This window comes from Bacteroidota bacterium, from assembly GCA_040388375.1.
Lineage (GTDB): Bacteria > Bacteroidota > Bacteroidia > UKL13-3 > UKL13-3 > JAAFJM01.
In genome coordinates this window covers 38,237-51,807 of sequence record JAZKBU010000009.1, presented here as the reverse complement: position 1 = coordinate 51,807, position 13,571 = coordinate 38,237, and the positions used below count along the sequence as shown (strand labels likewise).

Here is a 13,571-nt window from a genome sequence, read left to right as displayed (position 1 = left end):
ACGAGCCATGTAGGTTTATATTACCATGAATTTTTTCTTTTTACTAAATTAAACCCCTGTTAAACTTTGCTATATTTTAGGTATTGTAAGACCTGGCAATAATTTTTGTAGCCATTCTAACTGCTTCTGTTCATTTGCAGTTGTTATGAAATTTCCTTTATACTGCTCTATATAGTCTAATGCTTGTTTTACACCCGCTATGTTTCCTGCCATCTTTTTCATTACTTTTAGGAAACCTGAATATGTATCTTCTGTACCCCAAAAATCTATATCCAATATAGCTTTCTCCATTAAGTAGGATTGATTTGGATAATTTGCATTAGCATTCCAATGTTTGCAAAGCCTAATAACATTACGAATTGTATTATTCCCTATCCATTGGTTTTTCCGTTCAAGTTTAGTATTTAAGTCGTTAGGAACAGTCGTTTTCCATTTTTCTGTATTATCTGGTATATAAAATGTTTTTTCGTTAAGCCAATTTTTCTCAAAATAGGCAGGAACTATATCAAACATTATATGATTAAGTTCGAGTTTTACTACAGGGAAATCTTTTTTTGAAATTGAATTAGGGTAAGATTTTGAAATTATGTCGGATAAATAGTTTCTATATGTTCCGGCTGTTTTAATTCCACTGGAAATATTAAACACTACCATTAAATCAACATCAGATTGAGAATCGTATTTTCTTGGCAGAATTGTATTTCTTGTAAAAGAACCAAAATGAATAAATTGTAATATATCTCCTTGAAGTTTGCTTATTAGAACTTTTTCCAATTGATTTAATGACGCAATAATTTTATTTCTTTCAGTATCATCATGCGAAAGAACTAATTCTTGTTGGGAAAATGTTTTAAGTATATTGTTAATTGCCGCCATAGTTTATATGATATTATATTTATGTTTTAGCTTTTTCCAAGCCTCTATTAATGAAAGATTATGTTTGATAAAAAATTTGTCAGAAATACCGGCATTAATTTTACTATGAAGCGTTTCATAATGTAACCAATATTTATAAATATGTGATTGATATTTTATTGTGTCTGATTTTAAATCATTATTTTGAAATAATAAAATCCAAGAATCTTGTATTGAGGATAATTTATTAAACAGAATAAAATGTTTAATAACTTGCCCTAAAATATTTGCAGAAAATATTCCTTGTAAAATTGTTAATGCAATTGGAACTTGTTTAAATCCATAGAATGCCAAAAGAATAAGCACAATGAATATTATAATAGGGAGAATTATTTTTGATATGGTCTTTGATTTTACAAGTGAATATGTAAAAAAACAGTTTTCAAAAAGATTTACTGCCGCTTTGTATAACCCTTTATTTATCTCATCGTTGTCGTAATAACCAATTGAATTATTTGTCGAAAATTTAGAACCAAATGAATTATCTATAAAATCATCTCTTCTCTTATTGTCTGCCTCAGGAATTAAAATGAACTCATTAATTAGTTCTGTACAGAAAAATAAGCTTATTCCAATAATATTCAAAATGTTCAAAGTGTCAATTAAATTATGCTTCACACAAAAATTATTGCATATAAGAGGAATACATGACAAGATAAGTATTATCCAAAAAACATACAGCCCAATTGCTGAAAGTTTATTGCTTATTTTAAACAAATCATATTGTGGTGCAAAATTAGCCATTGTAGAATTTTATTGTTTTAGTATGTAGTGAATATATTAATTAGATAATCTTTGTAGGGATATATATTGGGCCTTTTTGTATAGTCAACGCAGGTTAATAAGCATTACACATTTATTAAAAATTATATTGCAATGCAACATATGGTGTAAACTGAGGAGCAGAACCAAATTTATAATCCTTTTCAATATCCTCCGTTCCCTTTATTTTATCGCCAACTTTAAGTCTGTCTAACTCTTTTATCCAAGTCATGGCAATACCACCACCAATTGCCAATCTTTTGATACCATTAATGCTGCTTCTTAATCCAAAACCTGTCAAAAAAGTCGGCAGTCCTGAATTTATACCTAATCCAAGTTGGTAGAAAGGGTGAAGGGGTGAGTTTTCAATGTAATAATTAAAATTAAGCATCGTAGTTATATTAAGATTCTTAACAACATTTTCTGTTGGACTACCAACATACTGTTGTCCTGTGGAATCTGATGTTGTTCCATACGAATAGTAGTTTAAAAAAGTAAAAGCTGTTCCAACTGATACTTCGGGAATAAATCGTTGAAATTTCCTTGTTCTAAAATTACTTTTTATAAGTTCCTTTGGTTGTATACTTATAATTTCGTTATCTACTGATAATTTATACCCATTTTCTTTTATTGTAATTGTGTATATTAATATTTTATCTTTTCTGACAACTGCTGCCTTAAGGGGTATACACCATTCACCATCTTTTGCGGCTTTTTTTACCATACTTTCAACAAGGTCATATGCTATTTTTAAGTTTAAAAGCCTCTTTTTTTGCTCTTCTACTTTAGAAGAAAATTCTTTCAGTATAGAGTTAAAAACGAATTTTGCCGTAAATGAGTCAGGATAAGTGCAGGGATAATCTTTTATCTTAATTTTTATATTGCTTATAGAAGTTTCTATTCCCTTAAGGTAATTAGTAATTGTTTCCATGCTTTTCTTAGCTGTATCAATATCTACAATAGTAGATTTTTCATCATCAAAGGAGATTCCTTTTAAGAATTCAAATATTTTAGCAACATCATCTTTATTAGATTTTAAAAGTTTTTTTTGAATATCTTCAATACTGTCTTGTATACTCTTAAACTCTGTACAATTTGAAGAATTATCTTCTTTAGTTCTATCCTTTAAATTCGTTTTTTTTTGCGCTACCGTTCCTAACATCTCTATTATTGAACCAAGTGCTGTTGCTGCTGTTTCATTAATTGGATCAATTATAAGTGTTGTTTCAGTGTTATAACTATAATTTAATGGATTCAATGGCTTTAAAAAGACAGTCAGTTCATCTTCGCGAACTAAATAAATTATTGAATCATTATGTGTAATAAAGGTACGATGCGGGTCAGATAATGCAATACGTGATTTCATACTTTTATCTGTAACATCGTATTTTAAAAATAAGCGATTCTCCTTTTTTACTGGTTCTCCTTTTTCTAAAACTTCTGATGCTTTTTGAGCAAAGACTTGATGCGAGCAAATCAGAATTACTGTGATGATTAATAAATTCTCTTTCATAGTTATGTTATTTAAAAATATTATAAATGTCAGTAATTATGCTTTTGCTAAGGATATAAATAGAGGTTATATAAAATGCAGTTCTACTTATCGATTTCTATGAATAGCCTTTCACTTAACTCAAAGCTATTTATAAAAACATATTCAAACAAGGGCTTGCTTTTATATAGAAAAATTTGCGCACATCACTATATTAAGCATGATATATAATTAAAGTGCTGAAAGTGAAATGAATACAAATTCTAAAAAACCATTTTAAACTTAAATGCTTGACCTTAAAAAGAGTATTTATACTATGAAAAAAGGGTATTTATACTACAGGTATTAAAAAAAATTAATAGTGTACTGAATGGATTAAAACAAAGAGGACAAAATACTAACCATGAAACTTATGAAAAGACTTAAAAACAGATTAGATTTTTCATGTTTACAAAATAATAGTTCTATTAAATAGTTAAAATATAAATTTGTTTGGTAAAAATGAAAAGTAAAAAACAAATAATTTATCTTGATAATAATGCAACGACACAAGTTGATAAAAGAGTATTGGAAGCTATGATACCTTTTCTGACAGATGTATTTGCAAACGCAAGTAGTACTCATCAATTTGGTTTAGAGGCACATGAGGCAGTTAAAAATGCAAGGAAGCAAGTTGCTGAATTAATTGGTGCAGACCCTCACGAAATTGTTTTTACAAGTGGTGCTACTGAAGCAATTAATTTGGCTCTCAAGGGTGCCGCTGAAAGTTACAATAGTAAAGGAAAGCACATTATAACCTTAGCAACCGAACATTCAGCGGTATTGGATACTTGTAAGCATTTAGAAACAAAAGGTTTTGAAGTGACCTACTTGTCTGTCAAGTCAGATGGAATAATTGACTTATCTGAATTAAAAAATGTCTTACGTAATGATACTATTTTGGTGTCAATAATGTTAGCAAATAATGAAACGGGAGTACTTCAACCTATTAAAGAAATTGCAAAACTGTCACATGATATAGGGGCTTTGTTTATGTGTGATGCAACACAAGCTGTTGGTAAAATACCCATCAATGTGGATGAGTTAGAAATAGATTTATTATGTTTCAGTGGACATAAAATATATGCTCCAAAAGGTGTAGGAGTCTTGTATATTCGTCAGCGATTAAACCGTGTAAAGATACCTGCTTTGTTACATGGTGGGGGGCATGAAAGGGGAATGAGAAGTGGCACATTAAATGTGCCAGGAATTGTTGCAATTGGTGTTGCCAGTGCTTTAGCTCAAAAAGAAATGAATAAAAATGCTGAAAGCATTTTGGCTTTGAGAAACTATTTAGAAACTGAACTTTTGAAAGTTGACGGCACAAGTATAAACGGAAATATTGCTTCTCGTTTGTATAACACAACAAATATTTTGTTTAGTGGTGCTGATTCTGATGCTGTAATTATGGGTTTAAGTAATCCTGAAAATGATTTTCCTTTGATTGCTGTGAGTAATGGAAGTGCTTGTACTTCTGCATCAATGGAGCCATCTCATGTTTTAACTGGAATGGGATTAGATGAAACTTCTGCTTTTAGTTGCATTCGTTTTTCCCTTGGAAAATACAACACTAAAAAGGAAATGGATATTGTTGTTGCTGCTGTTAAAACTGTGGTCGACAATTTGAGGGCTATGGTTTCTTAATCTTTATTGAGCAACTCATAAAGTCGCAAAACTCGTTTATCTGAATTATCTATTGGTGGGAAAATCGCCAAACTCAAATCCAAGTAAATGATAGATTGCGATTTGCTTGTAAAAGGGTAACGCTTCAAATCTTTTACATTTATATTCTTAGCTTTTTTTAAATAATTTTCATAACTCTTTACTTCATATCTTTCCTTTTCCGGTAACTCTTTTAAAATATCAATCAGCATATTTAAAAACGATGTATAACCAACCGTTGTTTGTAAAATATTTGTTGGCTTCATTGATTCGGGATTGAAGTCCCAATAAGAGTTTTTTTCATCATCAACAAAAACATTTTTTACTGCTTTGAAATAGTAAAACAAAATATCAGAAATTGAACTGTCTTTATTTGCTACATAATATCCTCTGAAAGGTAGATACTTTTGTGAACCTGCTGTTCTTTCACTCAAAAGTTTTCTCTCTTTGAAACGGTCTCTTTCAGATTCTCTTAAACTCTCACAAATTAAATTGACAATTGATTTTACCATTCCAGCCTGTGAAAGTGGTGGACTTTGGTTATTATCATAGTCATTGCCGTAAAGATTTATTCTATTAAAGAATGGAGATTTATCATGTGCATTCAAAGCAAGCACAACTTGTAATGCTGTTTTCTGTGGCGAATCTTCAGTTGTCAAACCAAACAAACTTGAAACTAAACTATCGGAAACTCTCTTTTGTGTTCTGTTGATAGTTGAAAAAATCATCGCTTGATATTCCAAAGTTTTATCAATGAAAAATGAGACAACTAATTGAATATTCAAAAGGTCTTTTCTTCTTTGAGAATATCTATCTAATTTTTTTTTCAAGTCAAGATTGTTTGGACTTCCTTGCAGAGTTTGTGCAAGAACTCTTATGTCTCCGTCAATTCTTTCAAGTGCTACTTCAATACCTCTGATACGGTGTTGACCATCAATTATAGTTATGTAAACATCACCTGCATCATCTTTACCTCTTGACCTTTCTACACCGTCAAAAACTTTATTGTTCACTTGAATTTCTACAAATCCATTATTCTGTTTTTGAGAATCAACAATAAGTGAAGGAATATGTAAAACTATGTTGGTCGGAAATGTTGCGTTGGGGTCGTCAATTAAAAAATCTGCAATCTTTTGAACTCTCAGATTTTCTAAATCTCTTTGAATTTGTGGATTGTAAATAGGCAGGTTTTCCTCGTCAAAACCGACAATTAAACGCTTTGTATATTTTGTAAATTTTAGAATTGTTCCAATGCTGAAAACACCAATCAAAAAATCTTGTTGGTTTTGAAATACTGGAAGGCATTTTATTTTATTATCTATAAAGTAGCTCATTATTCCCAATTTTTAGAATGTCCTTTTTCTTCAATTTCATCTCTGATTTCTTTGTCAAAAGTAATATCAACAAGTTTTTCTTGCAGTAAAAAAGCATACTTAGAAACTTTCAATGATTGCTCAATACAAAGAAATGATAGCAGTAACTGCAAAAGCAACCACCATGAGAGAGTGAAAGGTGTATGAATTACTTGAAAGATATAAAACAATGCAATACTAAAAACTAATCCCTGTGAGTAGTAGTGTATTTTGATTCTCAAATTGTATGTATCTCTTTTTCTTTTTTCTTTTTCTTTGGTTTTATCAAACTTAAAAAGATTTATACCTAATGAACTTAGTCGGTTCAAAGCAACCATTGGAATGCTACCATTCAAAACTAAATTTATAAAAGCCATTGCCGTAACTTGTTCAGGATTCTTGAATATTAAAAAACTAATTAATGAAGCAGCAATAGCGAACATTGGATAATACAAATTTGGTAATCTCCAAGAAAGCATTTCTTCCATGTTAATCACTTCGGATTTATTCAGAAAAAACAACTCTGATTTATGTAGAATTAATTTTACCATTTTATGCTTTAAAAAGTTCAGCAACTTTATATTCTTTCAAGTTACTAATGAGTTGATACTTTTGAATCTTTTCCATACTGTTTTTCAGCTTTGTTGAATCTTTATCACCTATGCCTAAAAACTTCTGCATCATTTTCAAATTTGTTTTATCTTTAATGTCAAATAGGAAAGCGGTTTCGCACATTGTGCTAAAGTCAAATGAAGGTTGATTAAATTCTTCAATGGCTTGTGAAAGTAAAATAATAGAAACTCCTTTTGAACGAATTTCACGAAGTACTTTTTCCAAAAGGTCTTGGCTCTTCTTCTCTTTAAAAATTGTATGTGCTTCATCAATCAACAAAACATACCTCATACCTTGATACTTGCCTTCAATTGGGGCGTTGTCCATATTCATGAAAGTATTATAGATATAATTAATGATTAAGAAAACAGAGGTAAAACGGACTGTTCTTGGCAAATCACCACTCAAGCTTAGGTAATAGTTTTTGTTTAGAAAACTATTTTTTGCATCAACCTTCGTTTCAAATAACTCATAATCATCTCCAAGCCCCTGCAAAATTTCTTTGAGCGTGCTTGCTTTCTCCCCTTCAATCTCAATTACTTTATTGTAAATCTGTTTGAAAGAAGGATATTGCCCGTTTTTCATGGAGTTAAAAACTTCCCGGGTTGCATCTTTCAAAGTTTGTTGTTGGTTCTTACCGATATTGCTGTAACTGGTAATGATGTCCACAAACTTATTTATACCCATGATTTTGTTCTTCTCATTCACGTTGTCAATGAATGCAAGCGGATTAATAGGGAAGGGCTTGTAAGGTGCTTTTATCAACTCGGTTTTTGTTTTCTCAAAAAACTCTTTATTTTTCTTTTCATCTTCACCACTGATACCTTTGAAATCAAGAAAAAGAAAATTTACTTCTCCTTTTGTTTCCTGTGAAATTTGCTTCAAAATACTATTGGCAAAATATGTTTTACCTGTGCCTGAATTACCCGCAACGGCAACATGTGCATTGTTGTGAATGCTTGTGTCGTTTATTTGAAAATAAATGTCTTCATCGTCAAACGATTTACCAACTAGAATTTTTATTGCTTCTGCATAATAGCCTTTGTTTGTAATTCTGTTTTTTCTTGTCTTTTCATCAAAAATGATTGCATCATTTGTAATATCATTTTCCTCTAACTTCTCAATTCCTTTTTCAATGTTTTCTAAAAGAAAATCAAGTCCAGAATAATTTTTGTTATCTTCAAATAATTTATTTATTAAAGTCAAGCCGTGGTCAATATGCATCTTTATGTATTTTGCTATATCTTTATCAGACTTATAAAGATTATAATGCTGACAAATTAAAGCCATGTAGTAATCACGATACTTACCAAACAGAATATCATCTTTATATTCTTTGCCTTTGCTATCTTTTAAATCTTTTTCCAAATTCAATTTTACGTTTCGAGAAATGGAATAAGAAAAAGCAATTCTTGAGACGTAGTTTTCCGTTCCAAGATTTAACCTCTTCGTTAACTCTTGAACAATTGGTTTATTCGCTTCGGATGTTCTTATATTAATCAGCATTATTATACATTTTGTTATACGTCTTCAAAAATTTATCGGGTGCAACAGAAATGAATTCACTCTTGTCTTCGTGCACATTATTAATTAAAAAAGTTTGAGCAATATGTTTTGAAAGTATATTAAATTCTTTTTCAGTTAGTTCCTTATTGACAAGAGGGAAAATAACTACTTGCTCTGAAATATTAGGATAAAAATACTTCACTATATTTTCAGCATGTTGCTCATCAAATTTTTGCATTGGTGAATCAATGAAAACAGGAAACTGAATATCACTTTCCTCCACAAGTCCGCGTAGCAAAGCAGTTGCATACATTTGTTGTTCGCCTTTACTCAATGATTCTTTTTTAATTTCTTCATTGCGACTATTTTTCAAAATAATGTCTATGTCATCTCCAATAATTTCAACTTCAACTTTTTTAATAAAACCTTTTTTGTGAAGCAAAGTATTTAAACCGCTTAAAATTTGTTCCTCTAAAGATTCTTTTTTCTTCGCCTTGAACTTACCAATAAAATCTTTTAAGTTAGCTATATTCCTTGCAATTATAGCGTCCTTCTCTTTGTTTTGTTTCGATACATTTAATTTTCTTGAAAGCTCTGAAATACGATGCCCTTTTTGCGTTTTCTCGTTTGTCAGTTCTCCAATTTCACGATTCAAAGAATCAATAGTACTTTCAATTCTAATTATTTCCTTGTCTAAATCTTCCTTGTGTTTACGGTAATCAGCAATAATTGGATCTTCCTGATTCGCTTCAGCATCTTTTATCCTTCTCCTAATTCCGTTTAATTCGTTTCTTGTTTGTGTATAGTCCCCATTTATTCTTCTGAATGATTCACGGAAGGATTGTTTGATATTACTCAGAACTGCTTGTAATTCGTTTTTTTCTGAATCGGAAAATTCGTGAATTACTTTAAAATCATCTGGCAATTGCGGAGTGTCAGAAAAGAAATGTTTGCGAATTAGTTTTTCAAAATTCTCTGAATAAAATTTCTGTACTTGGTAATCAATAGCTAATTTTTCAGGAGTAGGAATATTAAATAAATCTGTAAGGATTCTATTAGTTACACCTTTTACATTTTCATCTTTGAACTGAGCTGCTTTATGGTTAGCTTCATTCTCCAATTGCTTATTTACTTCTAAAAATTTCTCTCCAGCAATGGCAAATGGAATGATGTCAAATGAATCTTTTAGTTCATTTGATAATTCATTTTGCCTCTTTGTAAGTTCGTCCTCCTGTAGGCGTATTTGTTGTAGTTCTTCTACTGTAATTAAACTACCTGCTTTAATAAGCTTTTCTTGTATATCTCTTGATTCTTTATTTTTCTCATTGCGTTTTTCTCTCTGTTCGTCAATCAGTTTTTGATTCTCTGAAATTTTCTCTTCACAACCTTCAACTTCTGCTTCTAAAAGTTTAAGTTGCCCTTTTTCCGTTGCACTGGCTGATTCTTGACGAAGTTTAAGTTGTAAATTTTCTAACTCAGTTCTTATATCTTCGTACTTTCTGATACCTAAAACTTCTGAATAGGCACGACTTAAGTTTCTGCGTTGTTCTGCAGTATTTACCTCTGCAAGATTTACAATTTTTTCTGCATCAAAAAAGAAAAATTTCGCTATTTCAATTGGCATAATAAATTCTCGAATGAAGATTTCCTGTCCAACTTCTTTTGCTAATTCACTTGGGTAACCGTCAATCAAAACTTCTATTTCCTCTGCCGCACTTGATTTTGCATAACTACGAGTTATAATTATTTCCTTACAAGGTACTTCGGGGATGTTTACTTCTGTGAACGTGATTGAAACAGAAAATTTTTCATCACCCTCTGCTTTTGCAAGTCGGTTAAGAGAGTTTACAATATATTTGCTGTAACCTCCTTGGTCTGCAATTTCTTTTTTGTATAAATCGTCAACGTCCTGCATTTGCTTACCATATAAGCACCAAACCATTGACATTAGGAAGGTCGTTTTACCAAATCCATTTCTTCCGCTTATAATGAAAATATTTTTCTTGCCATCGGGAGAAAGGTCAATAATGTTGGAACCCTTGTAGATTCGGTAATTGCAAAGCTCAATTTCTTTAATTATCATTATTCTTATTTGGCTTTTTTGCTGTCTTCGATAAATTGGTCCAAACGATTTTCAATGTCTGCTTGTAATCCTCTTTTTCTAATCATTAGAGTTTTGGTTTTTTGCAAAGCTAAAAGCGACTGAATTAACTCCACATCTTTGGGTTCCTCTTTACAAGATTTTTTTAATAGCTCAACCTCTTGTTTTGTTTTTTCTTCTTGTTTGCTCATATCTAAATTTTCTTTAAAGATTTTATTATATATGCTAGACACGGTTTGTTTAAAATAATACCTCTCCCTATACCAATAATATTGAATTAAAACTAATTCTTGATGTGTAATTAACTCAACACCTTCGGTTGCTTGTAAAGATTTTTGAGCTTTTAAAATTCGTTTTAATATTTCGGCTCTAGTTTCAGCCTTATAGGGTCCCCATTGACCTTCTTTAATCGTCCCATCCCTTTTTTCTTGTTCTCTATATTTTTCAGGATTGTCCCTTGTTTCAATTAAAAAATTTCTAATATCTGCCAATGGCTGCATCCATTCTTCACCATTCTCAATCAAACCTTCCATTGATTTGTCCTTGTTTACTACAGTGCAAGTCCAACATCCAAAACGACTATTACCACAGCTTGGAGTAGTGTCATCAATAACCAAAGGGCAATCGCCAGCATTGGCATTTCTATAAAGAGTGACTAATTCTTTATGAGTGCCACCCCAAGGTGGTGGTACTTGATTAAGATATTGCCATAATTCGTTGGTTGAAATATCTTTTATTGGGGCATAAACAAATACATTTGGCAATAAATGTTTACGTAAACGCATCCCTTTAACTTCATGCCTTTTTATTGATGCAGCACGGTTTGAACTTTCAGCACTTCTAGTACCTAGTAAAATAATGGCTTCTCCATTTATTGCTGCGGTTTCTTTTATGAATCTAGTAGTAGGGTCTATCTTTAAACGTTCGGTACACCATCTATAAAATTTATTTGGTGCTGGATAACCTAATCCAATTAGTTTAACCCAAAAAGTATTTTCTATTACAGGAATTGTTTGATGTACAGTTATGGGTATACCATATTCTATAGCAGCTTTTTGTATTTTACTAAGTGTTTTATTTATGAACTTTACAATTCTTGGGTTCTCAACTAAAGTATCATTACAAACAACATATACCCTCCTTCTTAATAAAAAAGGTTCGATTTTTCTAAGTGAGTTCCAAACTAATTGCAAAAGCATAGTACTGTCTTTACCTCCACTGAATCCTATTATCCACGGTCTATCTGATTCATCATAGAGATATTGGTCTATTATTTCATTCTCTATATGAGATATATTTATTGACATATTTGTTTTATTCTTTTTTTAATTTTTGCGCAAAGTAATTATTTTGAATGTAATGTCCCGTAGAATAATATCTTCAATGTATTACACTTTGAAAATATAAAATTTCATATATAATAAATTTTGTTAGAAACTAAGAACAATATTCTATCTTTTAAATTTATTATGCCGCCAATCACAATCTTCATTAAAGATATCTGATTTAAAATATATCTTGTTAATAATGTCCAAAAGCTTGTTTGATTTCGAAAGTCCACCACAATGTTTGGGTTCTGTAGCAATCGTAAAACCTGCAAGTCTTGCGAAAATCCACTTAATTAACAATGTATCCGTAGAAAGCATATTGATTATTTGTTCTTTTGTCACATATGTAAATTTACTTCCTTTCCCATTATATGGGTTGTTAATAGTAAAAAAATCAAGGTCAATGTCAAAAAAAACTTGTTTTTCTGTTGTTGTTAAAAGGTGTTTTTCTAAAGCCTCGTACGTCCTAAATTTTTTAATATGATGTATATTTCCTTTTATATCAGTTAGTTTTTCATCTTCCCAATCATTATCAAATGCTCCTTGACGACAGAGGACATAGATATTACCAATTAAATTTAGATATGCTGCGCATAAAATATGTCCATCGTTATTACCCGCGAGTTTTGTCCATGAAAATATTGCAACTTCACCATCGCTTGACTGGTCAAGTTCGGATAACCATTGTTTTTCAGTGTCACTGGGAACACAAAGGTCTTGATGCCAGTCTAAAGAAACTAAACATGGTGGATGGGTTGTTTTTTGCTTTCTTGTCCATTTTAACCAATAGAAAAAGGCGTAACGGTGTTCTTGAAAAATAGCTAATTCAACCACTTCATTTTCTAATGTAGGATGTGATAGTATTTGTTTATCCGAACCTGGAGGAACTATGTAATGAGGGTTTCTAAATTCTATCATATTGTTGAATGAATTGATAATAAATTTGCCAAATCCTTTTTGAAATGACTCTCTTTTGTTTATTTAATGGAAATTAAAGTTTTTTTGTAATGTTGGATAGAATTTGTTTTCTATTCATCCTTCACTTCATTGTTTTCTTTTTCTCTTTCAGCTAAAATCTGCTTTATCAATTCGGCATTAACATCCACAATTTCCCAACTTTCTTTTTTTTGATTAAAAATTATAAAGTCCGGTTTTTTTATAGATTGGTTAGGTCTTACAGTTTTTAAAAAGTCCAAAATTTTGTCAATAGATTTTAGGGCCGCTTCATCTGATAATTCCCCATCAATTTTGAATTCAAACTTTGTATTTTTATCAAGAGCCATTTTAATACCACAGTTAAATTCTTTCTTACTTTCAATTTGCATATTAGCACTTCTGTTTCGTACTGTCTTCCATACATGAAATGTAACTGTCTTTATAGTATCCCATATTGCATTAGTACCTATACCGAAAAGAATATCTTGTGTAGTCTTATCTCCTACAAATAAACTTACTTGTAGCATAAATTGCTCTAACGAAGCATATGGAACATCATTTTTGTCAAAACTACTAAGTTCTATGTTTATCTTTGCGAGTGACGTTTCTATTGTAAGTATATCAGTTTCGTTAATTAAACCAGCGTAATAATCAAGGTGTACGACATTGTCACCTCGTTTTATAGTACTATATTTTTTTTCCATATACTCTGCATAATCGATAAGTTTCTCTTCGCTCCAAGTTGTAAATATCTTTCGATATTCTTCTAAAAAAAAGTGTTTAGTATACATGCTGATTTGTTTTGTTAACTTCGGTTGTTATTAGATTTTTTGTTCCTAATGCCTTTATAGCATTTCTCATAAACT

Annotated in this window: 11 protein-coding genes; 1 reads left to right on the top strand and 10 read right to left on the bottom strand. The window is 30.8% G+C overall.

Annotated elements, in window-relative coordinates; translation table 11 throughout:
* Window positions 1-69: 69 nt before the first annotated feature.
* The 3 genes from V4538_14045 to V4538_14035 form a co-directional block, all read right to left on the bottom strand.
* Window positions 70-876, bottom strand: a complete 807-nt coding sequence (locus V4538_14045) for a hypothetical protein (protein ID MES2382163.1) — start codon at window positions 874-876, stop codon at window positions 70-72.
* Window positions 877-879: 3 nt separating this feature from the next.
* Window positions 880-1,659 carry a hypothetical protein gene (locus V4538_14040; protein ID MES2382162.1) on the bottom strand — a complete coding sequence of 260 codons (780 nt, stop codon included), beginning with the start codon at window positions 1,657-1,659 and terminating at the stop codon, window positions 880-882.
* Between the two features lie 115 nt (window positions 1,660-1,774).
* Window positions 1,775-3,190, bottom strand: a complete 1,416-nt coding sequence (locus V4538_14035) for a hypothetical protein (protein ID MES2382161.1) — start codon at window positions 3,188-3,190, stop codon at window positions 1,775-1,777.
* A gap of 480 nt (window positions 3,191-3,670) precedes the next feature.
* On the opposite strand from V4538_14035, the gene V4538_14030 reads away from it, so the two are divergent.
* Window positions 3,671-4,852 carry a cysteine desulfurase family protein gene (locus V4538_14030; GenBank protein MES2382160.1) on the top strand — a complete coding sequence of 394 codons (1,182 nt, stop codon included), beginning with the start codon at window positions 3,671-3,673 and terminating at the stop codon, window positions 4,850-4,852.
* Here V4538_14030 and V4538_14025 read toward each other — a convergent pair.
* The 7 genes from V4538_14025 to V4538_13995 form a co-directional block, all read right to left on the bottom strand.
* Window positions 4,849-6,204, bottom strand: a complete 1,356-nt coding sequence (locus V4538_14025; protein ID MES2382159.1) for a DGQHR domain-containing protein — start codon at window positions 6,202-6,204, stop codon at window positions 4,849-4,851. The genes V4538_14030 and V4538_14025 overlap by 4 nt on opposite strands.
* On the bottom strand, window positions 6,204-6,773 hold the full coding sequence (locus V4538_14020; protein MES2382158.1) for a hypothetical protein: 570 nt from the start codon (window positions 6,771-6,773) through the stop codon (window positions 6,204-6,206). The genes V4538_14025 and V4538_14020 overlap by 1 nt, the downstream gene beginning before the upstream one ends.
* Before the next feature lies 1 nt (window position 6,774).
* Window positions 6,775-8,340 (bottom strand): DndE family protein, encoded by a 1,566-nt coding sequence (locus V4538_14015; GenBank protein ID MES2382157.1) that lies wholly within the window; start codon window positions 8,338-8,340, stop codon window positions 6,775-6,777.
* A complete protein-coding gene (gene dndD, locus V4538_14010) occupies window positions 8,330-10,423 on the bottom strand; it encodes a DNA sulfur modification protein DndD (protein MES2382156.1) in 2,094 nt (697 codons plus the stop codon). The genes V4538_14015 and dndD overlap by 11 nt, the downstream gene beginning before the upstream one ends.
* Window positions 10,424-10,428: 5 nt before the next feature.
* Complete coding sequence (gene dndC / locus V4538_14005; protein MES2382155.1) at window positions 10,429-11,748, bottom strand: DNA phosphorothioation system sulfurtransferase DndC; 1,320 nt, start codon at window positions 11,746-11,748, stop codon at window positions 10,429-10,431.
* A gap of 144 nt (window positions 11,749-11,892) precedes the next feature.
* Window positions 11,893-12,687: a UPF0489 family protein gene (locus V4538_14000; protein MES2382154.1), complete on the bottom strand. Its 795-nt coding sequence runs from the start codon at window positions 12,685-12,687 to the stop codon at window positions 11,893-11,895.
* Between the two features lie 110 nt (window positions 12,688-12,797).
* Window positions 12,798-13,496, bottom strand: a complete 699-nt coding sequence (locus V4538_13995; GenBank protein MES2382153.1) for a hypothetical protein — start codon at window positions 13,494-13,496, stop codon at window positions 12,798-12,800.
* Window positions 13,497-13,571: the final 75 nt, after the last annotated feature.

Coding starts and splice junctions, on each gene's coding strand:
- V4538_14045 (MES2382163.1), bottom strand. CDS start 876: ATGGCGGCAATTAACAATATACTTAAAACATTTTCCCAACAAGAATTA.
- V4538_14040 (MES2382162.1), bottom strand. CDS start 1,659: ATGGCTAATTTTGCACCACAATATGATTTGTTTAAAATAAGCAATAAA.
- V4538_14035 (MES2382161.1), bottom strand. CDS start 3,190: ATGAAAGAGAATTTATTAATCATCACAGTAATTCTGATTTGCTCGCAT.
- V4538_14030 (MES2382160.1), top strand. CDS start 3,671: ATGAAAAGTAAAAAACAAATAATTTATCTTGATAATAATGCAACGACA.
- V4538_14025 (MES2382159.1), bottom strand. CDS start 6,204: ATGAGCTACTTTATAGATAATAAAATAAAATGCCTTCCAGTATTTCAA.
- V4538_14020 (MES2382158.1), bottom strand. CDS start 6,773: ATGGTAAAATTAATTCTACATAAATCAGAGTTGTTTTTTCTGAATAAA.
- V4538_14015 (MES2382157.1), bottom strand. CDS start 8,340: ATGCTGATTAATATAAGAACATCCGAAGCGAATAAACCAATTGTTCAA.
- dndD (MES2382156.1), bottom strand. CDS start 10,423: ATGATAATTAAAGAAATTGAGCTTTGCAATTACCGAATCTACAAGGGT.
- dndC (MES2382155.1), bottom strand. CDS start 11,748: ATGTCAATAAATATATCTCATATAGAGAATGAAATAATAGACCAATAT.
- V4538_14000 (MES2382154.1), bottom strand. CDS start 12,687: ATGATAGAATTTAGAAACCCTCATTACATAGTTCCTCCAGGTTCGGAT.
- V4538_13995 (MES2382153.1), bottom strand. CDS start 13,496: ATGTATACTAAACACTTTTTTTTAGAAGAATATCGAAAGATATTTACA.